This window comes from Streptomyces sp. NPDC026301, assembly GCF_055567935.1.
In genome coordinates this window covers 190,077-215,151 of the sequence record NZ_JBVHPN010000012.1, presented here as the reverse complement: position 1 = coordinate 215,151, position 25,075 = coordinate 190,077, and the positions used below count along the sequence as shown (strand labels likewise).

The following is a 25,075-nucleotide window of genomic DNA, read 5'->3' as shown; positions in this document are numbered from 1 at the left end:
TTGTCCGCTTAGACTCACCATAGCGGCAGATGCGGGGGAGTGGACGGCCGGTGGTGACCGAGACCGGATCAGATCCTTCTGTGTGACGGGACCGTACGGTCCGCCGCCCGGCCGTGCCGACCACCGCCACCGCCCCGCGTCCAGTCGTCCACCGTGTATCCCAGGCCGATACCCACCGCGCACCACATACGCGAAAACCGCGCACCACATACGGAAACCGCGCACCACACACGCGAAAGAAGGCTGTTCATGGCCCCATCGACGTCCAGCGCCATCACCTTGCACGTCAACGGAGAGAAGTACACGCTGCCCGTCGACCACCGCACCACCCTGCTCGACGCGCTGCGCGAGCGGCTCGATCTGACGGGTACGAAGAAGGGGTGCGACCAGGGGCAGTGCGGTGCCTGCACGGTGCTGCTCGACGGGCGGCGGGCCGTTTCCTGTCTGCAGCTCGCGGTGGCCGCCGAGGGGCGCGAGATCACCACCATCGAGGGCGTGGCGGACGGCGACCAACTGCACCCGGTGCAGCAGGCGTTCGTCGACCTCGACGGTTACCAGTGCGGCTACTGCACGCCCGGACAGATCTGTTCGGCCCTCGCCGTGATCGAGGAGCACGCGGCGGGCTGGCCGAGCGCCGTGACCGACGACGTGCGGCCCGAAGCGGGACCGCCGCCGCTCACCGCCGACGAGATCCGGGAACGGATGAGCGGCAACCTGTGCCGCTGCGGAGCGTACGTGTCCATCGTCCAGGCGGTCGCGCGCGCGGCCGGAGTGGAGGCGGCGGTATGAGGGAATTCGGTTACCAGCGCGTCCTCGACGTCCCCGGCGCGGTCGCGCTGCTCGGCGTCGACCCCGACGCGCGCTTCCTCGGCGGCGGCACCAACCTCGTCGACCTGATGAAGACCGGCGTGGAGCGGCCCGCGCTGCTCGTCGACGTACGGGACCTGCCCCTCGACCGGATCGAGGTGACGGGGGACGGCGGTCTGCACATCGGTGCGACCGTGACGAACAGCGATCTCGCCGCGCACCCTGAAGTAAGGCGTCGTTACCCGGCGTTGGCGCAGGCCGTGCTGGCCGGTGCCTCGGGGCAGCTGCGCAACATGGCGACGGTCGGCGGGAATCTGCTCCAGCGCACCCGCTGCGGCTACTTCGCCGACACCGCCAAGCCGTGCAACAAGCGCGTCCCCGGCAGCGGTTGCCCCGCCATCGAGGGCGAGCACCACAACCACGCGATCCTCGGCGCCTCCGCGCACTGCGTGGCTACCCATCCCTCGGACATGGGGGTCGCGCTCAGCGCGTTCGACGCGGTGGTGACGTACGAAACGGCCGACGGGCCGGGGGAGTTGCCACTCTCGGAGTTCTACCTCCCCGTGGGCGACACCCCCCATTTGGAGACCGCCCTGCCGGCCGGCGCGCTGATCACCGGCGTCACCCTGCCGCCGGCGCCGGTCGCCACCGTCTCGCGGTACCGCAAGGTGCGCGAGCGGGCGTCCTACGCCTTCGCCATCGGCTCGGTCGCCGCCGCCCTGGACGTCCAGGAGGACGGGACCGTACGCGAAGTACGCCTCGCCTTCGGCGCGGTGGCGTCCCGGCCGTGGCGTGCGGCGACGGCCGAGCGGCTGCTGACCGGTGGCCCGGCGACCGCCGAAGCCTTCGCCGCAGCGGCCGACGCCGAGCTGGCCGCCGCCGAGGCGCTGCCCGACAACGGATACAAGGTGACATTGATGCGCAACCTCGTCACAGCCGTACTGACCGAGCTCGCCGAGGAGGCCGCCCGATGACCACGATGACCGGAAGTCCGGCGGTGACGGGCGCTGTCGGCACCGCGCACACGCGCGTGGAGGGCGTGGCCAAGGTCACCGGAGCGGCGCGCTACGCGGGTGAGGTCCCCTTCGCCGAACTCGCCCACGGCTGGCTGGTGCTCTCCACCGTCGCCCGCGGCCGTATCCGCTCCGTCGGCGCCGACGCCGTACTGGCCATGCCCGGCGTGCTGTCCGTCCTGCACCACGGGAACGCGCCGCGCGTCGACACCGACTACGTGGGGCTGCTCGGGCGGCCCGACCCGACCCTCGCGGTCTTCCAGAACGACCGCGTGCCGTACCTGGGCTGGCCGGTCGCGCTGGTCGTCGCCGAGACCTCCGAGCAGGCCAGGGAGGCCGCGGAGGCGCTGGTGGTGGAGTACGACCAGGAGCCGCACGACGTCGCGTTCTCCGCCGGCCGGGACGGTACGTACACCCCGGAGAACTCCGCCGTGGAGAAGGGGGACGTCGAGGCCGAACTCGCCGCGTCCGCCGTCGTCCTGGACGCCGAGTACACCACGCCCGAAGAGCACCACGCGATGCTGGAGCCGCACGCGGCGACGGCGCGTTGGGAGGACGGCCGGCTCGAGGTCGTCGACTCCAACCAGGGCACCATGTGGGTGGCGAACGAGCTCGCGAAGCTGTTCTCCCTCGACCCGGCCTCGGTGCGGGTGCGGTCCGAACACGTCGGCGGCGGCTTCGGATCCAAGGGAATGCGCGCGCACCAGGTGTGCGCGGTGATGGCCGCGACCACCCTCCACCGCCCGGTACGCGTCGTACTGACCCGCCGTCAGATGTTCTCGCTCACCGGCTACCGCAGCCCCACGGTGCAGCGCGTCAGGCTCGGTGCCGACGCAGACGGGCGGCTGCGCGCGTTCGACCACCAGGCGCAGAACCTCTCGTCGACCGTGCACGAATTCGTCGAGCCGAGCGCCGCTGTGGGGCGCGCGATGTACGCCTCCGACGCGCACCACTCCGTCAACCGCGTCGTACGCCTGGACGTGCCGACCCCGACCTTCATGCGCGCGCCGGGCGAGGCGCCGGGCTCGTTCGCGATGGAGAGCGCGCTCGACGAACTCGCCGAGAAGTGCGGCATCGACCCGATCGCGCTGCGGGTGCGGAACGAGCCGGACGCGGGGCCGATCTCCGGGCTGCCGTTCAGCAGCCGCAACCTGCTCGCCTGTTTCGACGAGGGCGCCCGCAGGTTCGGCTGGGCCGACCGCGACCCGCGCCCCGGCGTGCGCCGCGAAGGGCGCTGGCTGCTGGGCACGGGCGTGGCCGCGGCCTCGTTCCCCTCGGGCGCCGGCCCGTCCACCGCCGCCCTGACGGCGGAGGCGGACGGCACCTTCACCGTACGGATCAACGCGGCGGACATCGGTACGGGCGCGCGCACCGCGCTGACCCAGATCGCCGCCGACGCCCTGCAGGTGGAGTCCGGCCGCGTCCGTACCCGGATCGCGGACAGCGACTTCGGCCCGGCGTGGATCGCGGGCGGCTCGATGGGCACCCGCTCCTGGGCCTGGGCGGTCACGGCCGCGGCGAAGGACCTGCGGGAGCAACTGGCGCTCGGCGGCACCATCCCGCCCGAGGGCATCACCGTACGGTCCGACACGGGTGAGGCCCTCGCCGCACTGGCGCAGAAGGAGCGGCACTCCTTCGGGGCGCAGTTCGCCGAGGCCGCGGTGGACGTCAGCACCGGCGAGGTCCGCGTGCGCCGGATGCTCGGCATCTTCGCCTCGGGCCGGATCGTGAACCCGCTGACCGCGCGCAGCCAGTTCATCGGCGGCATGACCTGGGGCCTGTCCATGGCGCTGCACGAGGAGGCGATCCGGGACGCGGCATCGGGCGGCCACGTCGGCGCCGACCTCGCGGGCTACCACGTCGCCGCCAACGCCGACGTGCCGCTCATCGAGGCCGACTGGGTCGAGGACACGGACGCCGACGACCCGGTCGGGATCAAGGGCGTCGGCGAGATCGGCATCGTGGGAGCCGCCGCGGCGATCGCCAACGCGGTCTGGCACGCGACCGGCGTACGCCACCGCCACCTGCCGATCCGCCCCGACCGCGTCCTGCTGGCGGGCGCCGCGGCACCGGCCGGAGCCGGGGTGCCGGCCGAGGGCCCGGATGCTTGACATCGCCGCCGAGCTGGCCCGGTGGGTGCGCGAGGACCGCGAGTTCGCCGTGGCGAGCGTCGTAGCCGTGGGCGGCAGCGCGCCGCGCCGGCCCGGCGCCGCCCTCGCCGTCGACAGCGAGGGCACGGCGATCGGCTCGGTCTCCGGCGGCTGCGTGGAAGGCGCCGTGTACGACCTGTGCGTCCAGGCCCTCCAGGACGGCAGGACGGTACGCGAACGGTTCGGCTACAGCGACGAGGACGCCTTCGCCGTCGGGCTGACCTGCGGCGGAGTCATCGATGTCCTGGTCACACCGGTGCGCGCGGACGCGCCGGACAGAGCGGTCCTCGCGACCGCCCTGTCCGGCGCCACCCGCGGCGAGCCGACCGCCCTCGCCCGAGTGTCCGCGGGCCCACCCGCCCTGCTGGGCAGAGCACTGCTGGTCCGACCGGACGGCTCGTACGAGGGCGGTCTCGGCGGCCCGGCCGAGGACTCGTCCGAGGCCGGCTTCGGCGGCTCGTCCGAGGGGCGTCTCGGCCCAGGGCCGGAGCTGGACCGTACGGCGGCGGCCGAGGCCCGCGCCATGCTGGACGCGGGCCGCACCGGCACGCTCGACATCTCCGAGGACGGCTCACGCTGCCCCGGCGGCCTGACCCTGTTCGTCGAATCGAGCGTCCCGCCACCCCGCATGATCGTCTTCGGCGCCGTCGACTTCGCCGCGGCACTCGTACGTACCGGCAAGTTCCTCGGCTACCACGTCACCGTCTGCGACGCCCGCCCCGTCTTCGCCACGCGTACCCGCTTCCCCGAGGCCGACGACATCGTGGTCGACTGGCCGCACCGCTACCTCGAACGCACCGGCACCGACGACCGCACGGTCCTGTGCGTACTCACCCACGACGCCAAGTTCGACGTCCCCCTGCTGACGGCGGCCCTGCGACTGCCGGCCGCGTTCATCGGCGCGATGGGCTCGCGCCGCACCCACGAGGACCGCGACCGCCGCCTCCGCGAAGCCGGCCTCACCGACCACGACCTCTCCCGCCTCCGCTCCCCGATCGGCCTCGACCTCGGCGCCCACACCCCCGAAGAAACCGCCCTCTCCATCGCAGCAGAAATCATCGCCACGAGGCACGGGGGAACGGGCGCGCCGCTGACGGGGGCACGGTTCCCGATCCATCGCGAGGGAGGTCTTCAGGGAGCGGTGGCTGCGGGGTGACATGGAAGGTCAGCCCGGTGATCCGACCCGCCTGGATCACGGGGCCGTGCTGGACCCCGCCGCTGATGTCGTTGCGTACGGCCGCGGGCCGCTCCTCCGCCTCGCTCCCGAGGCGCTGCAAGGACGTGAGCAGCTCGCGCAGTTCGTCGCCGGTGGCGGCGTCGGCCCGCAGGAGATGCCGCAGGTAGGCGTGGCACTGCTCGGCGGTGTCGCGCGCGCCGTCCGGATCTCCGGCGGCCTCGGCGGCGAGCAGCCGGGCCCGGGCGGTGTCCAGGTCGGCGACCGCGGCGCCTCCCGTACCACCGCGCGAGAAGAACCGTCCGACGAGGTCACGGGCGTGCGTCCAGGAGTCGGTGACCATGAGCGAGACCAGCGTGGTCGCTCCGGACGCGGCCAGGGCGGCCAGTTCGCTGTCCATCGTTGTCCTCCATAACGGGGTCAGTTTCCCGGCGTCTCGTCGGCCGCGCCGTCCGGAGAATCCGGTGGCTCCTCCGCATCCGAGGTGAAGGACGCCGGCGGATCGTATCGACGCAGCAGTTCCTCGGCCGTCTCGTACCGCTCCTGCGTCTTGATGACGTCGGCGACCTGCTTGGCCAGCATGCCCCGCCGGACGTCGCCGTCCATGAAGCCCATGCCACTGAGGAACGCCTCGAAGTGGTCAGCGGCCGACGGCTCCCGCTCGAAGGGAGCAGGAGGTCCTTCCAGATGGTCCGGGTCGGGCTGTTCGCCGTGTGCCTGCGGGAGGAGGTCCCGCAGCCGTTCGGGTACATCCGTGTCGTTGGCGGCGGACGTGAGCCGCGCGAGGAGACCGAGGTCCGCCACGGTCTTCTCCACGTGGTCCTCGTTCTTGGCGAGCCACCAGACCACCGCGCTGCCGGTGTCCTTGAGCACGTCCTCGCCCAAGTACTCGCGCTTGCTCTGCTCGTACTTCCGCTGGTGCTCCCAGACCGCCTTGTCCTTGCGCACCTCGGCGAGCCTGTCCAGCCGCTCCTGGTCCTGCTCGCGCAGGGTGAGGGTGATGTCCTCCGCCATGACCTGGAGGTGTCCGGTGGCCTCCGGACGCATCCAGCTGAGCGACCCGCTCAACTCGTGCTGGACGAGGGAGGCACGGCCGGGCTCACGCTGTTCCGTGACGGCGCGGGCGCGGTCCAGCACGGTCTCGACGGCGAGGCCCGCCGGATTGAGGACCGGATCGTCCGCGGCGGCACCGAGGGGGTACCACCGTACGGTCGCGGAGAACAGGAAGTCGTAGTCGGCCCACTGGCTGGGCAGCGCCACGCGGCTGATCCGGTGCTCCCTGCGTTCGACGGGGGGAGCGGTGAAGTCCTCCACCAGAGCGACCGATACCGAGCCGCGTCGCATCGCGGCGATCCTGAAGGCCGCAACCGGCACGCCGACCAGGAAGACGGCCACGACGGGCCACGCCCATACGGGCCAGTGCTGGGTCAGTCCGAGGATGGTCAGCAGCAGTCCGGATAAAACGGTGAGGAAGACGGTCGTCGTCTTGCAGCCGGTCGTCATGGTGTGTTCCCCCTGGGTGGTCGCAGTCCCTGAGCCTTGGAGATCTTCTGGAACAGCAGGTCGGTGGTGGCGACGCCGCGCGTGCGTCCACCGGGTGTGGTGGGCTCTGCGGCGCGGGCCACGGAGTACAGCGCGGCGAGGTGCTTGCCGTTCCGCCCGGTGGATTCGACCAGTAGGTCGAGCAGCAGGTCATGGCGGTCGTCGGCGTCGGAGGCGGTGTGCAGCCAATGCTGCGCGTATCGCTGCCAGTGCGGCTGCGGGAGGCTGTCGAAGACGGCACGCCAGCCGAGGACCACGCAGCCCTGCACGCCGTCCTCGTCCATCAGCGCGCGCGGCGCGTCGCCGGGGTCCGTCAACGGCACCGGGTCGCAGATCCGAAGAAAGAGACGGGCGTCGGCGGCCGGAGCGGACGAATGCCGAGTGAGGCGGTCGAGCATGCGGCGGCGGAGCCGGCCGCTCGTCGCCACCAGATCGCACAGAGCGTCCAACGCGGGCGTGGACCCCTGCTCGCGGCGGGCGAGGTGGCGCAGGCGGACCATTGCCTGGTCGGGGTGGGACGGCGCGATCGCTTCGGTGCAGACGCGGAGGAGAACGTACGCGAGGCCCCCCGTGAGTTGCTTGTCCTTGCACCACATGTAGATCAGCTGCCGGAAATGCCTGCCGTACAGCTTGTCCTCGACACCGTGGGTGAGCGCATGGACGGCTGCTCCCAGACGCGCCAGGCTCGTGGCGTTGGCGCCCCACTTGTCCGCCAGGGCCGCCAGCTCCTTCCACTGCCCGGTGCGCAGGTACTGGCCGGCAAGTCGCTTCACCAGTTCTTTGCGGAGATCCGGGGTGAGGTGCGGATCTTCCAGCTCCGTACTACGGGCGGCCCAGGAGCTGAGGAGGCGCCGGAGATCGGGCATGTGGTCCCAGAAGTGGGCGCGGACGGCGGCGTCGTAGTCCAGCTTGTCGAACCGTACGTGGCCGTCCGGCCCGGCCGACGCGGAGATCTCCGTCAGTCGCTCGGCCAGGTCCTTGCATTCGAGCAAGGGCATGTCGTCGCCCGGTGACTCGGACGTATGCAGCAGGAGAGCGGCTGCTTGGTGGATGACGTCGGCGTGCGCGCCGTGCAGCATGGCGGTGGTGAACAGTAACGCCCGCTGCGGTGCCTCGCGCCGCTCGGCGGCGAGCTCGGCGACTTCCTTTCGCCAGTCCTTCCGGGCCTCCCGGGCCTGCTCGCACCAGGTGGCGAAGCCGTCGCGAGCGGGATGTGCTGTACGGGCCCGTCGCACCCGGTCGGCGAAATCCGCGATCTCCTCCATCGATCGCTGCTGGTCCAGGAATTCCGCCAATGCGGGCGCGGATCGCAGGTACTCCTCGTGCGGCATCCGGTGGAGCCGAAGGTGGCGTCGGAACACCTCCTCGGCCGGAGGGTGTGTGATCTCGGCCCGGTAGAACTGGAGGTCCGATCCCAGTGTGCTCTCGTGCGGCATGACGATCACCAAGTGCGCCTGCTGTTCCTGTACGGACTTGCGGAGCGCCGACAGATCCCTGCGGTTCCTCGCCCATCGGGAGCCGTCGGCCTCGGCAAGGTCCAACAGCAGCCGGTCACCGGCGCCGACCAGTCCGGGGTCCGTGAGAGTGGCTTCCTCTTCGTCGCCGGGCAGTAGTTCGCGGAAGATGCCGGTGTCCCGGTGAAGTTCGTACAGGAGGACGCGTGCCGCGGCAGTTCTGCCGCTGCCCGGAGCGCCGTGCAGGATCACGGTGCTGTGCTCAGCCAGCAGGCGGCGTGCCTCTCCCATACCCTCGGGATCGACGAACCGCTGCCTGAGCAGACGAAGCTGGTCGTCCGCGATGCGGCGGGGACTGCGGCCGGCCGCCTCCTGCTTCAGCAGGCCGATGGTGACGTTGTAGAGGTCGCCGAAGCCGGTGTGCACCGGGCCGCTGGGGTGCTCGACCCGTGCGGTGAACGGCTCGCTCACTGTTCGTCGTCCTCGCGCCGTCCCGAGCCGCCGAACTGATGGCGATTGTCACCGTGATGGTCACCCTCGTAGTTCGTCATGCCGTCACCTGAGTAGTGCCGGCCACCCGACTCGTGGCGTGAGTTCTGATAGATGCCGCCCGTTCCGGTGTGCACGGGACCGCTGGAATCCTTGATGATCGTGCCCCCGACGTCCCCGGTGAAGTCCCGGCTCTGCACGGCCGTACCGTTGATGTCGCCGGCGGAGTTGGCCACGGACCCGGGGTCGGGGACCGGGACGTCGGCGCGCTCGAGGTCATGCAGCTCGGGAACCCTCTCGGCGACGAGGTCGCCGAGGCGCTTCAGATCCGCTTCGGCGTTTTGCGTGTCCAGCCGTACGGACTGGAGTTCCGCCAGCCGCGCCAGCTTCTTCGGCAGGTCGTCCTTCCTCAGGCGCTCCGTCTTCCTGCCTGCCAGGACGGGAATCACCGGCAACCCGCAGGCGAACGCTTCCAGAATCTCCTTCCGTACCCAGTCCTCCGGGTCGCGCAGCTTGGTCCGGAAGTTCATCCAGTCCGGTCCGATGACCGCCAGGAGTAGGGCGCTGCGGCGGAGGCTGGTCAGCAGGGCGTCGGGATAGGCGGTGCCGGGGACGATGGACTTGGACGCGCGGAACGCGCGGTCCCGTCCGAAACGGTTGGAGAGCTCGTTGTCGATCAGGGCAGCGGTACCATCACCGTCGCCCGTACGGTAGTTGATGAACACATCGGCCATGGCGGGTTCTCTCCTCAAGACTGGGGGAAGCGGGATAACGTGCCGAGCCGCGGGGCAAGTTGGCGCACCGCGGGATGGTCGGCGTGGCGGGCCAGGGCGCGGGCGAGGCGCCGGAGGTCGATCGTGACGGTCGCGGAGCGTACGGCTGCCACCCCGTCGAGCAGTGGCACGGTCAACGCGCAGGCGTGCTCGATCTCGCCGTCCGCCGCGTAGGCGAGGGCGCGGCGTACGCCGTACCGCACCTGGGTCCGTACCGCCTCGGGCGAGACCAGCGCGAGTTGCCGGTTCAGCTCCTCGGCGGCCTCGTGCGGGCGCCCCAGGTCGAACAGGCACCAGCCCGTGACCATGCCCACCGAGTCGGGCAGGTGCATGCTGCCGATCACCGGTGCGTCGGCGTCGCTCTCCTGCCGGGCGAGCAGCGTACGGGCCCGGTCCAAGCTGCGCAGACACGCGTCGCGGTCGCCCGCGAGCGCGTGCCCCTGTGCCTCGCGCTGCGCGGCCAGTCCGCGGATGCGCGGGGGGAGAGTGCCGCCCTGTGCCCGCTGGGCCAGTGCGACGGTCTGCTCGGCGTCGTCCTGGTACAGCGTGACCAGCGCCCGGCGCACCAGTGCGTACCCGGCGAGCGCCCGGTCGCCACCCGCTGCCGCGAGGTCCACCGCGCGCTGCGTCCACCACAGCGCCGCCTGCTCGTCGCCCGTCTCCTGCACCAGCCAGCCGACGTATTCGGCGTACCGGGAGCCGAGCGCCAGCAGCTCCTGGCGGGTGCGGGAATCGGCGTGGACCGACAACTCCCGCAGCGTGTGCGTCTGCGCGATCAGTCCCGGCAGCAGGAAGCCGGGCTCGACACTCTGGCCGAGCCGCCGGTAGTGCGTGAACAGGGAGCGGGACGCCTCCAGCATCCCGGCACCGGTGGCCGGCGAGACCGGGGTCTGGCCGCTCGTACGCCATCTCATCAGTGAGGCTGCGCCGGCGCTCACGACCTGGCGCCGGCCCATGGGCTGGAACCAGCTCGGGCCGTCCGGTGACAGCTGCATCGTCCACTCCTCCTCGTCGATTCCGTGGGGCACCGGCTCGCTCGGGGAGTCGGCGGCGGGGGCGGCGACCAGGGCGATCAGTTCCCCGTCCGCCTCCAGCGCGGCGTCGCAGAGGCGGGCGAGATCGCGGCTGGGTGCCTTGATGCCCCGCTCGACCTTGCTCAGCTGCGCCTTGCTGTAGTGCACGGTCGCGGACAGAGCGGTGAGGCTGAGACCGGCGTCCAGACGCCGCTTCCTCAGCTCTTCGCCGAACTCGGTGGACGGCTGCGGCACGGAAACCTCCATAACCATCCATCCAGGCGAACGGGGCTGCCGCACGAAAGAGTGCGGCAACCCCGGCCGGACGGACAAGGCGAATGCTGCTGTTTCCCGTTTCCTTCTCCGCAGGTGAGCGCGGCATTCCCGGAGGTGTGGAGTTGTGTGGTGCGGCTTCCCGCAAAGGCGGGTGCCCGCACGCCCCGCTCACCAGGTGTCGATGAACCTCCGCCCGCCCAGAGGCAGTTCCTCCGCCCGGTAGCCGTCCAGCGCTGAGGTGATCCAGTCGCGGGAGGTGGCCGGGTCGATGACCGCGTCGATTTCCAGGGCTGCGGCCGCGTTCACCGCCTTGCCGTGCTCGTACAGTTCGGCGACGCGGGTCTCGAATGCGTGCTGTCGCTCGTCCGGGTCCGCGATGGCCTCCAGTTCCTTGCGGTAGCCCAGGCGTACCGCGCCCTCCAGGCCCATGCCGCCCAGTTCGCCGGTCGGCCAGGCCGCGGTGGCCAGTGGCGCGCGGGTCGAGCCGCCCATCATCGCCATCGCGCCGAGTCCGTACGCCTTGCGCAGGATGAGGGAGACGACGGGGACGCGGAGGTTGGCGCCGGTGACGAAGAGGCGGGAGAAGTGGCGGACGGTGGCGGTCCGTTCGGAGTCGGGGCCGACCATGAAGCCGGGGGTGTCGCAGAGGGCAAGGACCGGCAGGCCGAAGGCGTCGCAGAGCTGGAGGAAGCGGGCCGCCTTGTCGGCCGCGTCGCGGTCGATCGCGCCGCCGAGGTGCTCCGGATTGTTGGCCAGCAGGCCCATCGGGCGGCCCGCCACCCGTACCAGGGCCGTCACCACGCCCGTACCGAAGCCGGCCCGCAGCTCCAGCACCGAACCGGTGTCCGCGAGGCCGTCGATCACCCGGCGGACGGGGTACGCGCGCCGCCGGTTCTCCGGAATGGCGTGCCGCAGCAGCCGCGGGTCGGGCGCCTCCCACTCCTCGACCGGGCCGCGGAAGTACGACAGGTAACGCTTGGCCGTGCGGACCGCCTCGGCCTCGTCCGCGACGGGTATGTCCACCACGCCGTTCGGGACCTGTACGGACAGTGGGCCGACCGCCTCGGGCGCGTACGTGCCGAGCCCGCCGCCCTCGATCATCGCCGGGCCGCCCATCCCGATCGACGCCTCGGGTGTCGCGATCACCACGTCGCAGCAGCCCAGCAGCGCCGCGTTGCCCGCGAAGCAGCGCCCGGACGCGATGCCGACGAGGGGCACGAGGCCGCTCAGTCGGCCCATCTGATGGAACGTCATGATGTCCAGGCCGGCGATCGAGGCGGTGTCGGTGTCGCCGGGGCGGCCGCCGCCGCCCTCCGCGAACAGCACGACGGGCAGCCGTCGTTGCTCGGCCACGCCCAGCAGCCGGTCGGTCTTGCGGTGGTTGTTGTGGCCCTGCGTCCCGGCCAGCACGGTGTAGTCGTACGACATGGCCACGCAGGGCGCGCCGTTGACCGTACCGGTGCCGGTGACCATGCCGTCGGCCGGGGTGGCGGTGATGAGGTCGTCCAGCGTGCGCCGCCTGCGCTGTGCCGCGATCGCCAGCGCGCCGAATTCCGTGAAGCTGCCCTCGTCGCAGAGGTCGTCGATGTTCTCGCGCGCGGTCCGGCGACCGAGCTTGTGCCGCTTGGCGACCGCTTCGGGGCGCTGCGCGTCCAGCCCGACCGCGTGCCGGGCCAGCGCCGCCGCGAGATCGGCGCGTATGGCGTCAGGGTCGGCCTCCGCGGCGGCCGCCGCATCGGCCGCGTCGCCCGCGACCGGCTCCAGGAGCAGCAACGGCTGACCCTCGGCGGCCGTGTCGCCGACCGCTGCCCGTACGGCGCGCACGATCCCGGCGGTCGGCGCCGTCACCACGTGCTCCATCTTCATCGCTTCGAGGACGAGGAGCGGTTGGCCCGCCGGTACGGTCTCGCCGGGTGCCACGTCCACGGTGACGACGGTGCCGGCCATGGGCGCGACGACCGCGCCGTCCTCGTCGTCGGTGTCCGTGGCCGGCGGCTCGTCATGATCGGTGATCAGCTCGGGCAGGTGCTCCGTCACCCAGGAGGTGTGCGTGCCGCCCGCCGCGAATTCCGGGTGGCCCAACACCGCACGCAGCAGCGGAATCCCGGTCCGTACGCCCTCCACGGCGAACTCCGCGAGCGCCTGCCGGGACCGCTCGCAGGCCGCGGCGAAGTCCGGTACCGGGATGCGTGTCACGACCTTCGCCAGCAGCGGGTCGTAGCGTGCGCCGACGGTCAGCCCGCCGCGCGCGCCGGTGTCCACCCGTACTCCGGGACCGGTCGGCACCTCGAAGCGGGTCAGCGTGCCGGCCGAGCCGCGTACCGTACCGTCCGCCGCCGTCACCTCGGCGTTGACCCGCGCCTGTACGGCGAAGCCGCGTGCCGCGGGCGGCCCGTCGGCCAGCCCCAGATCGGCCAGCGTCGCCCCGGCCGCCAGCCGCAGCTGCGCGTCGACCAGGTCCACGCCCGTCACCTCCTCGGTGACGGTGTGCTCCACCTGGAGTCGCGGATTGGCCTCCATGAAGTGGAACTCCTCGCCGCTCACGAGGAATTCGAAGGTGCCGACGCCGGTGTAACCGACCTCGCGGGCCATCCGCAGGGCGCACTCCAGCAGCCGGTCCCGCACGGCGGCGGGCAGCGCGGGCGCGGGCGCGATCTCGATGAGCTTCTGATGGCGGCGCTGCGCGGAGCAGTCCCGTTCCCACACGTGCGTGACCGCGCCGGTCGCGTCTCCGATGACCTGTACCTCGATGTGCCGCGCTCCCGTCAGCAGCCGCTCGACGTACAACTCGCCGCGCCCGAAGCCCTGTACGGCCTCCGAGCGGCAGCGCTCCCAGACCTCGGCCAGCTCGGCCGCGTCCCGTGCTCGGCGCATCCCGCGGCCGCCGCCCCCGCCGAGCGCCTTGACCATCACGGGGCCGCCCGCGCCGGGGCCTTCGGTGAGGAACGCGCGGGCCTCGTCGAGCGTGGTTGGGCCGCCGGTGCCCGGCAGTACCGGTACGTCCAGGGACTGCGCGAGCGCGCGGGCCCGTGCCTTGTCACCGAAGAGGCCGAGCACCTCGGGGGAGGGACCGACGAAGACGGTGCCCGCCTCGGCGCAGGCCCGCGCGAAGCCGGCATCCTCGCTCAAAAAGCCGTACCCGGGATGGACGTACGCGCAGTCGGCCTCCCGGGCGACGGCCAGCAGGGCCGCCCCGTCGAGGTACGCGGCGGGCCCGGAACCGGGCAGCGGATGTGCCTCGTCGGCGAGCCGGACGTGCGGCGCCGCCGCATCGTCCTCCGCGTACACCGCGACGCTCCGCAGTCCGGCCGCCGCCGCGGCACGCACCACCCGGACGGCGATCTCCCCGCGATTGGCGACGAGTACGGCTGACCCCATTGAGCAAGCACCTCCACGCTGGGAGCCCGCGGCGCAGCCCCGGCCAGGGCTGTTGCACAGACTCTGAGACGGCGCTGTCATGGTCATTGACATTGGCGTCAACGTCAATATGGTCGAGGCGTGGCAGAGAGAGAACAGTCGGCGCCCCGACAGCCGTCCGCGGGCGGCGCGCCGGCCGGACGCGGACACCGGCCCTGGGCGACCCGCACCGCCCGCGACCGCAGCGACACGCCCGTGCGCCACCGGCTGCTGGACGCCGCCGAGGCGGTCTTCGCGCGCCGCGGCTACGGGCCCGCCACCATCGCCGACATCGCCGCCGAGGCAGAGCTGTCCCGCGCGGGTTTCTACGTCTACTTCGCGTCCAAGGAAGAGATCTTCCAGGTGCTCGCGGTGCGCGTACGGGACACCTTCCTCGCCGCGCAGGAAGTGCCCGGCACCGATCCGGACGACGTACGGGCCGTCGCCCGCGACTCCACCGCCGCCTTCATCGCCGCCTACGCCGAACACCTCCCGCTGCTGCGGCTGATCGAGCAGCAGGCGCAGGGGGACGACGAGGTCCGCGAGCTGTGGGAGGAGATCGACCGGCGGCCGACCCGGCGTACCGCCCGCTACATCCGCCGGGTGGCCGCCGCCGGGTACGCGGCGCCGGTCGCGGACCCTGCGGCGGTGGCCACGGCCGTCGGCGGGATGTGTGTGCGGTTCGCCCGGCTGGTGGCGGAGGACCAGGACGCGTACGAGGACGCCGTACGCGATGTCACCGCCATGTATCTGCACCTGCTCAGGCCGTACCACCCCGAGGGACACCAGGCGATACCGGAGGAGTAGCAGTGAGCCGCGCGACGCGTATCGAGCACTACCTGACCGATCTCCGCACCCGACAGGACCGGGCCCGCAGCGGCCGGCAGTCGGACACCATCAGGCTCCGGGCCGGCGAGCGGACCGTGCCCGGTTACGTGCGCCACTGGGCCACCACGGCCCCCGACCGCCCGGCCCTCGTCTTCGACGGCCGCGAGATCACCTACCGGGAGCTGGACGAGGCCTCCGACCGCCTCGCGGGCTGGCTGGCGGAGCGCGGCGTGGAGCCCGGCGACCGGGTCGGCGTCCACCTCCCCAACTGCCCCCAGTTCCTCGTCGCGATGCTCGCCGTACTGCGCCTGGGCGCGGTCCACGTACCGGTCAACCCCATGTTCAAGGCGGCCGAACTCCGCCACGAACTGACCGACTCCGGCGCCCGCCTGGTCATCTCCCGTACCGAACTGGCCCCGGGCATCGAGGAGATACGCGCGGACACCCCCGTACGCGAGGTACTCCTCGCCGACACCGATGCCTGGGACGAAGCCCTTACGCACGCCCCGCACGGCCGGATCGCCGACGACCTCGACGCGCTCGCCGCACTCAACTACACCGGCGGCACCACCGGCATGCCCAAGGGCTGCGAACACACCCAGCGCCACATGGTCTACACGGCCACCGCCATCGACTCGGGCCGGGCCCCCGACCTGGCCCCCGAGGGCATCGTCTCCCTCTGCTACCTGCCCATTTTCTGGATCGCGGGCGAGAACCTCGGCATTCTCGCGCCGCTGGTCTCCGGCGGCACGAGCGTGCTGCTGCCGCGCTGGGGCCCGGCAGCGGTCCTCGACGGGCTGGAGCGGTACCGCGTCGCCACGATGGCCGGCACGGTCGAGAACTACCTCGAACTCCTGGACCAACTGGACCTCGCGGGGCGCGACCTCGCCGCCTTCACCGCGCCGCTCACCGTCTCCTTCATCCGCAAGCTCACCCCCGAGATACGCGAGCGCTGGCGCCGCGCCGTCGGCGGCCACAGCGTGCTGCGCGAGGCGTCGTACGGCATGACGGAGACGCACACCAGCGACACCTCCACCCTGGGCTTCCAGGACGGCGACGCCGACCTGCACAGCGAGCCGACCTTCTGCGGGCTGCCCGTCCCCGGTACGGACATCATGGTCGCCGACTTCGCCACCGGTGAGCCGCTGCCGCTCGGCGAGCGCGGCGAGATCGTCGTCCGTGGCCCGTCTGTGCTGACCGGGTACTGGCGCGCCCCCAAGGCCACCGAGACCGCACTCCGCGACGGCTGGCTGCACACGGGCGACATCGGCAGCATCGACGAGGAGGGCTGTCTGCACTACCTCGGCCGCGACAAGGACATGATCAAGGTGAACGGGATGAGCGTCTTCCCGACCGAGGTGGAGACGCTGCTCGGGCGGCACCCGGACGTGCTGGCCGCGGCCGTCGTGGCCGTACCGGACGAGCGGCGCGGCCAGCGCCCGTACGCCTACGTCCGTACCGTCCCCGGCAGCACGCTCACCGCCGAGGCCCTGACGGAGTGGGCGGGCGCGGCCATGGCCGCCTACAAGCTGCCCGCGATCGAACTGACCCCGGAACTGCCGCTCACCGCCACCGGAAAGATCAAGAAGACGGAGCTGGCCGAGCGAGCCATGCGTATGCGGCCCGCGCAGTGAACTCCCGCTGACCGCCCCTGAAGAGGAGCCCGGCGGCCTCGAACGCCGGGTCTCCGGCGGTCTCCGCCACGTACGGGATCGCGATGCACCGCATCCCGGCACGGCGCGCGGCTTCGGCGCCGGGAGCCGCGTCCTCCAGCACGACGCAGCTCTCCGGCGCCACCCCCAGCCGCCGGGCCGCCTCCAGGAAGACATCGGGCTCGGGCTTGCCGCGCCCCACCTCCTCGGCCGACACCCGCGTGCTGAGCATCGTGTCCAGATCCGTGCCCTTCAGTACGGCGTCGATCGCGGCCCGGGACGAGCCGGACGCCACCGCGACCGGGTGCCCGGCCGCGTGCAGCTGCTCCACGAACGCCCGCATCTCCGGGAAGACCTCGGTCTGCGCCCCGGCCAGCTCCAGGTAGATCGCGTTCTTCCCGGCCAGCAGCTCCGCCACGGGCGCGTCGATCCCGTACTCCTTCTTCAGGATCTCCAGCGTCTCGCGCGTCCCGATGCCGATGAACCGCGCGTGGTGCTCCCAGGTGAAGTCCTCGACCCCGTACCGGGCGAGCAGCCGCCGCCCCGCCTCGTAGTAGTTGGGCTCGCTGTCGACCAGGGTGCCGTCGAGGTCGAAGATGACGGGCGTGCGGGAGGGGGCGTCGGTGCTCATGCCCCCAGGATGCCAAGCCCGCGGTCAGCGCGCCGCCGCGGCCCCGCCGACGTCCTCCACCAGCGGCAGCAGCCGGTGCGGCACGCGCTCGCGCAGCGCCACCTCCGTGCGCGTCCGCACCACCCCCGGCATGTTGATCAGCTGCTGGATCACGTCCTCCAGATGCGCCGCGTCCCGCGCCACCACCTTGGCCAGCAGATCGCCGCCGCCCGTGGTCGAGAACGCCTCGATGATCTGCGGCACCTCGGCGAGCAGGGCCGCGACCTCCTCCAGGTGCCCCTGGGTGACCTCGATGTGCGCGAAGGCGGTGACGGGATGCCCGAGCGCGGCGGGGGAGAGCCGAGGCCCGTACGCGGTGATCACACCGTCCCGCTCCAGCCGGTCCAGGCGTGCCTGCACCGTGCCGCGCGCGACGCCGAGGAGGCGCGCGTACTCCCGCACGCTCGTCCGCGGCTGCTCCAGCAGCAGCCGGAGGATCCGGGCGTCGAGTGCGTCCACGGCCATGGGAAGCGGCTCCTTGCGGGCGGAACGGAGGCGATACCGGTCGGTCACCTCCCTCCAGTCTGCGGCGTACGGCGGTGACCTGCGACAGCGGGGTCAGTCGGCGTCCTGACGCGTGACCGACCGGACTCCAGTTCACCTGTCTGTCACCACCTGTCCACAGTGAGTGGCCGACACCGTCACCTCGATGGGGCATGGGTGGAGGAACGGTAGTCGCGGCCCCCTCCCGGGAGCCGCGCGGACACGAGGGAACAGGAGAGTGGTTCCGGTGGGTGAACTCCTTTGTGCGGCGCTGGTGAAGGCCGGCCTCGTCATCGCCGAGGCGATCCTCACCAAGTTCGTCATCGATCTGTACACCGCTTACGTGCGCAAGCACCGTACGGAAACGGCGATGGCGACGGCGTGAGGTGAAGCGCTACTCGGCGACCGGCGCCCGGCCGGTCGGGACGTGCAGGTCCGCGTCCCGGAGCCGGGCGGTCGCCACCATGCTCACCAGGCCGGTCAGGGCGAGGTATCCGCAGGCGAGCCAGGGCGTGCCGGAGCCGAGGGCCAGCAGTGCCGTCATGACCAGCGGGGTGATCCCCGAGGCGAAGATGCCGGACATCTGGTAGACGAACGACATTCCCGTGTAGCGCACCGGGGTGCGGAACAGGGCGGCGAACAGGGTGCCTTGCGCACCGTAGAACGAGGCGTGCACGAGGCCGAGGGTGATCAGCAGCGCGGCCGCGAACGCCCAGGTGCCGCCCGTGCCGAAGAGCCAGAACGCCGGGAAGACCGAGACGGCGAAGGCGCCCATGCCCACGAGGTAGACGCGGCGCGCGCCCAGCCGGTCGACCAGCGCGCCGGACACCGGTATCAGGAACGCCATGACGAGCGCGGCGGCCGTCACCGCGAGCAGTACCGGCGTGCGGTCGAGCTTGAGCGTGCCCGTCGCGTACGTGATCGCGAAGACGCCCCAGGTGTTGAAGGCGGCGCCTTCGCCCCACCGCGCCAGCATGCCGAGCAGCACGTGCCGGCGGGCGGCTGGCTCGCGCACCAGCTCCACCAGGGGCGCGGAGCGCGGCAGTTCCTGCAGTCGGCGTACGGCGCGGAAGGCCGGCGTCTCGTCGATCTTGAGCCGCACGGTCAGGCCGACCCCGACGAGCACCAGGCTGACGAGGAAGGCGATCCGCCATCCGTAACCGAGGAAGGCGGCGTCGCTGAGCACGTCGTTCAGCAGCGCGAACACCCCGGTGCCCAGGGCCAGTCCGAGCGCCAGCCCGATCTGCGGATAGCTGCCGAACCGCCCCTTGCGGCCGTCGGGCCCGTACTCGACGGCCAGCAGCACCGCCCCCGCCCACTCGCCGCCGAGCGCCACGCCCTGCGCGACGCGCAGGACCAGGAGCAGCGCGGGGGCGAGCAGTCCGACCTGCTGGTACGTCGGCAGCAGGCCGATGAGGGCGGTGGAGACGCCCATCAGGCCCATCGTGAAGGCGAGGGTGCGCTTGCGGCCGATCCGGTCACCGATGTGCCCGAACAGCAGCCCGCCGACCGGCCGGGCGACGAAACCCACCGCGAACGTCGCGAACGACAGCATCGTGCCGACCGTGCCGTTGGCGGTCGGGAAGAACAGCTTGTTGAAGACCAGCCCGGCGGCCGTGGAGTACAGGAAGAAGTCGTACCACTCGACGGTGGTGCCCAGCAGGCTGGCGAGCACCACGGTCTTCAGCCGGGTGGGCGGGGTGCCCGCCTGCCGCTCGTCCGGATGGGGTGGCGCCTGCGAGGGCGCGGGTGCCGGGCTCATCGGCCGGCGAACGGGACGATGCCCGCCTCGGTCGTGCGCGGCCCGGCCGGGTGCTGCCACAGGCCGCGCCGCTCCAGCAGCGGCAGCACGCCCTCGCCGAACCAGTACGCCTCCTCCAGGTGCGGCACACCGGAGAGGACGAACTCCTCGATGCCCAGCCGGGCGTACTCCTCGATGAGGTTCGCGACCTCGGAGTGGCTGCCCACCAGCGCCGTGCCGGCGCCGCCGCGGACCAGGCCGACGCCCGCCCACAGGTTGGGGTAGATCTCCAGGTTGTCGCTGGACCCGCTGTTGTGCAGCTCGCGCATCCGGCGCTGGCCCTCGGACTCGCTGGTGGCCAGGCCCTGCTGCACCGCCTTGATGCGCTCGGGGTCCATCCCCTGCAGCAGCCGCTCGGCCTCGGCCCACGCCTGCTCCGTGGTGTCCCGGCTGATGGTGTGCAGCCGGATGCCGAAGCGCACCTCGCGGCCCTGCGCGGCGGCCAGCGACCGAATCCAGTCGATCTTCTGCTTCACCTGCTGCGGCGGCTCGCCCCAGGTCAGGTACACATCGGTGTACCGCGCCGCCACCTCGCCGGCCGCGGGCGAGGAGCCGCCGAAGTAGACCTGCGGCACCGGGTCGGGCAGCCGGTTGAGCTTCGCGCCCTCCACCCGCAGGTGCTCGCCGTGGTGGTCGACCGTCTCGCCGTCCCACAGCCGCCGCACGATGTCCAGGAACTCGCCGGTGCGCGCGTACCGCTGGTCCTTGTCGAGGAAGTCGCCGTACGCGCGCTGCTCCGCCGACTCGCCGCCGGTGACGACGTTGAGCAGCAGCCGGCCGTGCGACTGCCGCTGGTAGGTCGCGGCCATCTGCGCCGACAGGGTCGGGCTGATCTGGCCGGGCCGGAAGGCGACGAGGAACTTCAGCCGCTCGGTGACCTGCGTGAGCATCGCCGTGGTCAGCCAGGCGTCCTCGCACCACGCGCCCGTCGGCGTCAACGCCCCGACGAAGCCCAGCTGTTCGGCGCTGCGGGCGATCTGGCCGAGGTACTCCACGGAGGCGGGCCGGTCCCCGCCGGCGGTGCCGGGCAGCGAGCCGTGGCCGCCGCCGACGATGTGCCGGCTGTCACCGGTCGTGGGCAGGAACCAATGGAACGTCAGCGGGGACGTCAGAGCAGAGGACATCGAGGACTCCGGTGGGAGGAGGAAAGAGCAGCGGGCGACGCACCGGGCAGCCGTGGCAGGGCACGGCGGCCCGGCGGGCGGACCCGGGAGACGAAAAGGGTGTTCACGGCGCTGCGCAGCAGCGGATACCCACGGCGGTTCGCCGCGGACGTCACGGAAGCACAGAAATCACCGACGCGCGGGCATCACGGATGCACAGGCATCACGAGCGCGCGGGAACTGGGGAAACAGCCGTCAGGCGCGACAGCCGGCGCTGGTCTGGCGACACAGGTCGACGTGGAGTCGTTCCACGAGGAGGTCGGCAGCAGCAGTCATGCCTCGCATTCTGCGCCGTCCGACCTGCTCGGATCAAGCCGCTGAGACGAGTATTCCAGCACGTGAGACGGTCCGCCGCCGGAGCGAGCTCAGTGTTCCGTTCGGTCCGCCGCCGGAGTGCGCTCAGCGGGGCCACGCCATCGCCGCGGGCTCCGTCGGATCCAGGTGCGGATGTGGCGGGAGGCTCACGTCGGTGGTCCATTGGCACCGCCCGGATCTCGCGGGCGCGCGTCGCCCTGTGCCAATGGCGCAGTGATCTCGACTTCTGTTGAGCCAGTGGGCTCCCAGGTGTTCTGATGGTCGTGTCGATGGCGCTGCGGATTCCGCGGCGCCTTTTTCATGCCGTGCCGTGCCGGTCGTGTCGGAACACCGAAGCCGGTCGTGTCGGAACGCAGAAAGGGCGGGGATCTGTGCTGAAGAGGGTGTTCGTGGCTCCGGATCCGGGGCGGCTGCGGTTGCGCAGTGCGTTGCGGGCGGTGCTCGGCATCGGGTCGGCGGTGGCCCTGTGCGGTGCGGCCGGTCACTCGATGGCCGCGGCCATCACCGGCGGGCTCGCGGCCCTGCTCGCCCTCTTCACGGTCACGGACTCCACGGTCCGCGGGCAGGCGATCACCACCGCGCTGTTCCCGGCGGTGGGGCTGCCTGTGCTCGCCCTGGCCGCGATGCTGCACGACCACCCGGTGGCACGGGACGCGGCCTTCCTCGCCGTGGTCGGTGCCGGGGTGTACGCCCGTCGGTGGGGCCCGCGAGGGCACTCCCTCGGTGTACTCGGCTTCATGGTCTTCTTCGCGGCGCAGTTCCTGCACGCGGTGCCCGGCCAGTTGCCCGAGCTGTACGGAGCCGTGCTGCTGTCCCTGCTGGCCTCCTCGGCCGTGCGCTTCGGGCTGTGGTGTTACGAGCGCCGGCTGCCGCCGCCCGCCGCGGTACCGCCGCTGAACATCGGCACCGGGCTCGCCCGGCCGACCACGCGGCAGGCGGTACAGGCGATGGCCGGCGGTGCCTTCGCGCTCGCGGCGGGCCAGGTGCTGTCGCAGGAGCGCTGGTACTGGGCCGTCGGGGCGACGTGGTGGGTCTTCGTGAACACGGCGTCGAGCGGCGAGACGCTGGTACGGAGTTTCCGGCGGGTGCTCGGCACGGTGATCGGTATCGCTGTGGGACTGGGTGTCGCTGTGCCGTTGCACGGTGCGCCGGTGGCGACCGCCGCGCTCGTCGCCGTCTGCGTCTTCGGGATCTTCTACACGGCCGCCGTCTCGTACACCTGGATGATGCTCTCGGTGACGGTGATGGCCGGGCTGCTGTACGGGCTCCTCGGGGTGCTGGATCCGGGGCTGCTCGTGCTGCGGGTCGCGGAGACGGGTGTCGGGGCGCTCGGCGCGGTACTGGCGGTCCTGCTCGTACTGCCCGTCACCACGCACGCCACGACGGACGCCTGGATCGAGCGTGCGCTGCGTTGTGTGCACGCCTGCACCGCCGAATCCGCCGCGCGCCTGGCGGGCTCCGCGGACGCCGACCCCGCGCCGCGGATCGCCGAGCTGGAGCTGCTGCTCGGCAAGGTACGGGTGTCGCTCGCGCCGCTGGTCCACCCGCTCAGCCCGCTGCGCGCCCGCAAGGAGCGGGCCCGTCAGGTACTCGCCCTGCTCGACGACTGCGCCCGCGAGGTCCGCGGGCTGGCCGCCGTCGCCGCCGACCCCGAGGCGTCCCACGACGACCGCCTCACCGCGGCCTGCTGGCGCGTGGAGACCGCGGTGGAATGCCTCACCTCACCACGGCCGACGCGGGCACTGGAGGCCGCCGCCCTCGTACCGCCGGGCGTTCCCGCCGCGGGGCCCGCCCTCGCCCACCTGCACGGCCTGGAACGAGCGCTCGCCGAACTCGCGGTACCCCTGCGCGACTCCGACCGCGCGCCGCTGATCGGCGCCTGAGGACAGGCTCCGCGCCGCCCGGCTGTTAGCGTCGGTGACCGACCGATGCGGGGCGTGCGGACGAGATGCGGGGTATGAGCGTGAACGGTGACGGCCGGAACGGTGCCGGGCGGCGGGCGTACATCGGGTCGACGGCCGGCGGGGCCGGCGTGGTGACCGCAGAGGTCGATCCGGAGAGCGGGGCGCTGAAGGAGCTGCACCGCACCGACGCGGTGGCCAACCCCTCCTACCTGGCGGTGTCCGGCGACGGCCGGCTGCTGTACGCGGTGAGCGAGACGCCCGACGGCGCGGCCGCCGCGTTCTCGCTCGCGGGCGACCGGCCGGAACCGCTCGCGCCGCCGGTGCCCGTCAACGGCTCCGCGCCCACCCACCTCACCCCGCACGCCGGTCACCTGCTGACCGCCAACTACCGCTCCGGCAGCGTCAGCGCGCTGCCCCTGCGGGCCGACGGCGCGCCCACCGCGCCCGGCCCCGGCGCGGTACTCCAGCACCACGGCAGCGGCCCGAACGCCGAGCGGCAGACCGGCCCGCACGCGCACGCCGTGGTCGCCGACCCCACGGGCCGCTGGGTGCTCAGCGTGGACCTCGGCACCGACTCCGTACGCGTCTGCGACATCGACCCGGGGAGCGGGGAGCTGGTCATGCGCCGCGAGGTCGCGCTGCGCGCCGGCAGCGGCCCGCGCCACCTGCGCTTCCACCCGGGTGGCCGGCTCGCCTACGTCATCAACGAGCTGGACCCGACGGTGACCACCTGCCGCTGGGACGCCGTACAGGGGGTGCTGACGCCGGTGGGGGAGACGTCCGTACTGCCCGAGGGCGGTGTGACGCCGACGCTGCCCTCCGAATTCGTGGTCTCCGCCGACGGCCGCTTCGCCTGGTCCGCCAACCGCGGCGACGACAGCATCGCCGTACTGACGCTGCATCAGGAAGGCCTCGCCCCCCGCCTCGTAACAACCGTCCCGTGCGGCGGCACTTGGCCCCGCGACCTGGCGCTGCACCCAGCAGGACGCTTCCTGTACGCGGCCAACGAACGCTCCGGGGACGTCACGTGGTTCACGGTCGACCCGGAAACGGGAGTCCCGGAGCGCGGCGGTTCGCTCCCGGTACCGTCGGCTTCCTGCGTGGTCTTCGGAGGCTGAGAGCCTGCGTCCGGTGGGCCGGACCCTCTTGATTTCCGGCCGATGAGTATGTTCAGCCGATAGCGGACGCTTGGCGGTGAGATCGTCCGAATGCCGGGCGCGGCGGCCGGGAAACGGGCAGTCTGACGGCATGACCGTCGGATTCAGTGGTGAAGTCGCCGAGTACTACGCCCGCTTCCGGCGTGGCTACCGCCCGGAGCTTTTGGACGCACTGCAGGAAGCGTTCGGCCTGACCGCCGGCGACACCGCGCTCGACCTCGGCTGCGGCACGGGACAGCTGGCCGTGCCGCTCGCCGCGCGGGTCGGCGCCGTCCTCGGCATGGACCCCGAACCGGACATGCTGCGGCTGGCCCGCCGGGCCGCCGACGAGGCAGGCGTAGGCAACGCCACCTGGGTGCTCGGCGCGGACACCGACGTCCCGGCGCTCGGTACGCTGCTCGGCCGCGGCGCGCTGGCCATGACCGCCATCGGCCAGGCGCTGCACTGGATGGACCACGAGCAGCTCTTCCGCGAGCTGCGCCCGCTGCTCCGGCCCGGCGGCGGCATCGCCGTGATCGCGAACGGCGTACCGCTCTGGCAGCAGGAGAGCTACTGGTCGGACGCGCTACGCGGCTACCTGGAGCGGTACTTCGGCACGGTCCTGGAGGCCACCTGCGGCACGGGCGACGACGATCAGGCCTGCTACGCCCGGGCGCTGCGCGCGGCGGGCTACGACGGGGTGCGCGAGATCGACCACCGCTACGGCGTGGAGCTGACGTTCGAGGAGCTGGTCGGCGGCGTCTGCTCCGCCGTACCGGCCGACCGGCTGCCGCCCCCCGCCGACCGCCCGCACTTCACCGCCGGCCTGCGGGCCGCACTCCCGGAGGGCCCGTACGCGGAAGAGGTACGGGTACGGGTGCTGGTGGGGCGGACGAGCGGGTGAGGGACGATGGGCTGCCCCGGATACGGCGATGGGCCGCCCCGCGTGGTGCGAGGCGGCCCATCGGTGCTTCGTTCGGCTATATCCGAGCTTCGTCTACTGGTTCTTCCACCAGGCTGTTACTGGTTCGTCCAC

General features: G+C 72.2%; 21 protein-coding genes. 10 read left to right on the top strand and 11 right to left on the bottom strand.

The window, feature by feature from the left end; genetic code table 11:
* The first annotated feature begins 249 nt into the window (after window positions 1–249).
* Genes ACZ4MH_RS22540 through ACZ4MH_RS22525 form a run of 4 tightly spaced genes read left to right on the top strand, consistent with a single transcriptional unit; the run spans window position 250 to window position 5,126 of the window.
* Complete coding sequence (locus ACZ4MH_RS22540; protein ID WP_031055651.1) at window positions 250–789, top strand: 2Fe-2S iron-sulfur cluster-binding protein; 540 nt, start codon at window positions 250–252, stop codon at window positions 787–789.
* The gene (locus ACZ4MH_RS22535) at window positions 786–1,781 is read left to right on the top strand and encodes an FAD binding domain-containing protein (RefSeq protein WP_351592945.1); all 996 of its coding nucleotides are present in this window, start codon (window positions 786–788) and stop codon (window positions 1,779–1,781) included. Before ACZ4MH_RS22540 ends, ACZ4MH_RS22535 begins: the two co-directional genes overlap by 4 nt.
* A complete protein-coding gene (locus ACZ4MH_RS22530; protein WP_351592942.1) occupies window positions 1,778–3,931 on the top strand; it encodes a xanthine dehydrogenase family protein molybdopterin-binding subunit in 2,154 nt (717 codons plus the stop codon). The genes ACZ4MH_RS22535 and ACZ4MH_RS22530 overlap by 4 nt, the downstream gene beginning before the upstream one ends.
* Window positions 3,924–5,126, top strand: a complete 1,203-nt coding sequence (locus tag ACZ4MH_RS22525) for an XdhC family protein (RefSeq protein ID WP_351592939.1) — start codon at window positions 3,924–3,926, stop codon at window positions 5,124–5,126. The genes ACZ4MH_RS22530 and ACZ4MH_RS22525 overlap by 8 nt, the downstream gene beginning before the upstream one ends.
* Here the strand turns inward: ACZ4MH_RS22525 and ACZ4MH_RS22520 are convergent.
* From ACZ4MH_RS22520 to ACZ4MH_RS22495, 6 genes are all read right to left on the bottom strand, one after another.
* Window positions 5,026–5,544 carry a hypothetical protein gene (locus ACZ4MH_RS22520; protein WP_351592937.1) on the bottom strand — a complete coding sequence of 173 codons (519 nt, stop codon included), beginning with the start codon at window positions 5,542–5,544 and terminating at the stop codon, window positions 5,026–5,028. The genes ACZ4MH_RS22525 and ACZ4MH_RS22520 overlap by 101 nt on opposite strands.
* A gap of 20 nt (window positions 5,545–5,564) precedes the next feature.
* A complete protein-coding gene (locus ACZ4MH_RS22515; protein ID WP_351592935.1) occupies window positions 5,565–6,647 on the bottom strand; it encodes a hypothetical protein in 1,083 nt (360 codons plus the stop codon).
* Window positions 6,644–8,611 (bottom strand): nSTAND3 domain-containing NTPase, encoded by a 1,968-nt coding sequence (locus ACZ4MH_RS22510; RefSeq protein ID WP_351592932.1) that lies wholly within the window; start codon window positions 8,609–8,611, stop codon window positions 6,644–6,646. The genes ACZ4MH_RS22515 and ACZ4MH_RS22510 overlap by 4 nt, the downstream gene beginning before the upstream one ends.
* Entirely contained in the window at window positions 8,608–9,363 is a 756-nt protein-coding gene (locus ACZ4MH_RS22505; RefSeq protein ID WP_351592929.1) for a toll/interleukin-1 receptor domain-containing protein, read from the bottom strand. The genes ACZ4MH_RS22510 and ACZ4MH_RS22505 overlap by 4 nt, the downstream gene beginning before the upstream one ends.
* A gap of 14 nt (window positions 9,364–9,377) precedes the next feature.
* Window positions 9,378–10,670, bottom strand: coding sequence for a helix-turn-helix domain-containing protein (locus ACZ4MH_RS22500; RefSeq protein ID WP_351592926.1), 1,293 nt, complete (start codon window positions 10,668–10,670; stop codon window positions 9,378–9,380).
* A gap of 189 nt (window positions 10,671–10,859) precedes the next feature.
* Window positions 10,860–14,069 carry an acetyl-CoA carboxylase family protein gene (locus ACZ4MH_RS22495; protein ID WP_351592923.1) on the bottom strand — a complete coding sequence of 1,070 codons (3,210 nt, stop codon included), beginning with the start codon at window positions 14,067–14,069 and terminating at the stop codon, window positions 10,860–10,862.
* 120 nt (window positions 14,070–14,189) lie between these two features.
* On the opposite strand from ACZ4MH_RS22495, the gene ACZ4MH_RS22490 reads away from it, so the two are divergent.
* Complete coding sequence (locus tag ACZ4MH_RS22490) at window positions 14,190–14,894, top strand: TetR/AcrR family transcriptional regulator (RefSeq protein ID WP_351592920.1); 705 nt, start codon at window positions 14,190–14,192, stop codon at window positions 14,892–14,894.
* Between the two features lie 2 nt (window positions 14,895–14,896).
* Entirely contained in the window at window positions 14,897–16,549 is a 1,653-nt protein-coding gene (locus ACZ4MH_RS22485) for an AMP-binding protein (RefSeq protein ID WP_351592917.1), read from the top strand.
* Here ACZ4MH_RS22485 and ACZ4MH_RS22480 read toward each other — a convergent pair.
* Window positions 16,497–17,198, bottom strand: coding sequence for an HAD family hydrolase (locus ACZ4MH_RS22480; RefSeq protein ID WP_351592914.1), 702 nt, complete (start codon window positions 17,196–17,198; stop codon window positions 16,497–16,499). The genes ACZ4MH_RS22485 and ACZ4MH_RS22480 overlap by 53 nt on opposite strands.
* A gap of 24 nt (window positions 17,199–17,222) precedes the next feature.
* Complete coding sequence (locus ACZ4MH_RS22475; RefSeq protein ID WP_223733963.1) at window positions 17,223–17,702, bottom strand: Lrp/AsnC family transcriptional regulator; 480 nt, start codon at window positions 17,700–17,702, stop codon at window positions 17,223–17,225.
* A gap of 265 nt (window positions 17,703–17,967) precedes the next feature.
* On the opposite strand from ACZ4MH_RS22475, the gene ACZ4MH_RS22470 reads away from it, so the two are divergent.
* Window positions 17,968–18,105, top strand: coding sequence for a hypothetical protein (locus ACZ4MH_RS22470; RefSeq protein WP_351592910.1), 138 nt, complete (start codon window positions 17,968–17,970; stop codon window positions 18,103–18,105).
* A gap of 9 nt (window positions 18,106–18,114) precedes the next feature.
* On the opposite strand, the gene ACZ4MH_RS22465 is transcribed toward ACZ4MH_RS22470, so the two are convergent.
* From ACZ4MH_RS22465 to ACZ4MH_RS22455, 3 genes are all read right to left on the bottom strand, one after another.
* Window positions 18,115–19,482: an MFS transporter gene (locus ACZ4MH_RS22465; RefSeq protein ID WP_351592907.1), complete on the bottom strand. Its 1,368-nt coding sequence runs from the start codon at window positions 19,480–19,482 to the stop codon at window positions 18,115–18,117.
* Window positions 19,479–20,645: an LLM class flavin-dependent oxidoreductase gene (locus ACZ4MH_RS22460; protein ID WP_351592904.1), complete on the bottom strand. Its 1,167-nt coding sequence runs from the start codon at window positions 20,643–20,645 to the stop codon at window positions 19,479–19,481. The genes ACZ4MH_RS22465 and ACZ4MH_RS22460 overlap by 4 nt, the downstream gene beginning before the upstream one ends.
* Before the next feature lie 234 nt (window positions 20,646–20,879).
* Window positions 20,880–20,960, bottom strand: a complete 81-nt coding sequence (locus ACZ4MH_RS22455) for a putative leader peptide (RefSeq protein ID WP_351592995.1) — start codon at window positions 20,958–20,960, stop codon at window positions 20,880–20,882.
* Between the two features lie 410 nt (window positions 20,961–21,370).
* Between ACZ4MH_RS22455 and ACZ4MH_RS22450 the strand changes: the two genes are divergently transcribed.
* From ACZ4MH_RS22450 to ACZ4MH_RS22440, 3 genes are all read left to right on the top strand, one after another.
* Window positions 21,371–22,882 carry an FUSC family protein gene (locus ACZ4MH_RS22450; protein ID WP_351592902.1) on the top strand — a complete coding sequence of 504 codons (1,512 nt, stop codon included), beginning with the start codon at window positions 21,371–21,373 and terminating at the stop codon, window positions 22,880–22,882.
* A gap of 74 nt (window positions 22,883–22,956) precedes the next feature.
* On the top strand, window positions 22,957–24,021 hold the full coding sequence (locus ACZ4MH_RS22445) for a lactonase family protein (protein ID WP_351592899.1): 1,065 nt from the start codon (window positions 22,957–22,959) through the stop codon (window positions 24,019–24,021).
* A 130-nt stretch (window positions 24,022–24,151) separates the two neighbouring features.
* Entirely contained in the window at window positions 24,152–24,943 is a 792-nt protein-coding gene (locus tag ACZ4MH_RS22440; RefSeq protein WP_351592896.1) for a class I SAM-dependent methyltransferase, read from the top strand.
* The last annotated feature ends 132 nt before the right edge of the window (window positions 24,944–25,075 follow it).

Bases quoted from the DNA above. Each gene is read 5' to 3' on its own strand.
- ACZ4MH_RS22530 (WP_351592942.1), top strand. From the start codon at position 1,778: ATGACCACGATGACCGGAAGTCCGGCGGTGACGGGCGCTGTCGGCACC.
- ACZ4MH_RS22465 (WP_351592907.1), bottom strand. From the start codon at position 19,482: ATGAGCCCGGCACCCGCGCCCTCGCAGGCGCCACCCCATCCGGACGAG.
- ACZ4MH_RS22455 (WP_351592995.1), bottom strand. From the start codon at position 20,960: ATGACTGCTGCTGCCGACCTCCTCGTGGAACGACTCCACGTCGACCTG.
- ACZ4MH_RS22460 (WP_351592904.1), bottom strand. From the start codon at position 20,645: ATGTCCTCTGCTCTGACGTCCCCGCTGACGTTCCATTGGTTCCTGCCC.
- ACZ4MH_RS22445 (WP_351592899.1), top strand. From the start codon at position 22,957: ATGAGCGTGAACGGTGACGGCCGGAACGGTGCCGGGCGGCGGGCGTAC.
- ACZ4MH_RS22475 (WP_223733963.1), bottom strand. From the start codon at position 17,702: ATGGCCGTGGACGCACTCGACGCCCGGATCCTCCGGCTGCTGCTGGAG.
- ACZ4MH_RS22480 (WP_351592914.1), bottom strand. From the start codon at position 17,198: ATGAGCACCGACGCCCCCTCCCGCACGCCCGTCATCTTCGACCTCGAC.
- ACZ4MH_RS22495 (WP_351592923.1), bottom strand. From the start codon at position 14,069: ATGGGGTCAGCCGTACTCGTCGCCAATCGCGGGGAGATCGCCGTCCGG.
- ACZ4MH_RS22535 (WP_351592945.1), top strand. From the start codon at position 786: ATGAGGGAATTCGGTTACCAGCGCGTCCTCGACGTCCCCGGCGCGGTC.
- ACZ4MH_RS22540 (WP_031055651.1), top strand. From the start codon at position 250: ATGGCCCCATCGACGTCCAGCGCCATCACCTTGCACGTCAACGGAGAG.
- ACZ4MH_RS22505 (WP_351592929.1), bottom strand. From the start codon at position 9,363: ATGGCCGATGTGTTCATCAACTACCGTACGGGCGACGGTGATGGTACC.
- ACZ4MH_RS22525 (WP_351592939.1), top strand. From the start codon at position 3,924: ATGCTTGACATCGCCGCCGAGCTGGCCCGGTGGGTGCGCGAGGACCGC.
- ACZ4MH_RS22515 (WP_351592935.1), bottom strand. From the start codon at position 6,647: ATGACGACCGGCTGCAAGACGACGACCGTCTTCCTCACCGTTTTATCC.
- ACZ4MH_RS22520 (WP_351592937.1), bottom strand. From the start codon at position 5,544: ATGGACAGCGAACTGGCCGCCCTGGCCGCGTCCGGAGCGACCACGCTG.
- ACZ4MH_RS22440 (WP_351592896.1), top strand. From the start codon at position 24,152: ATGACCGTCGGATTCAGTGGTGAAGTCGCCGAGTACTACGCCCGCTTC.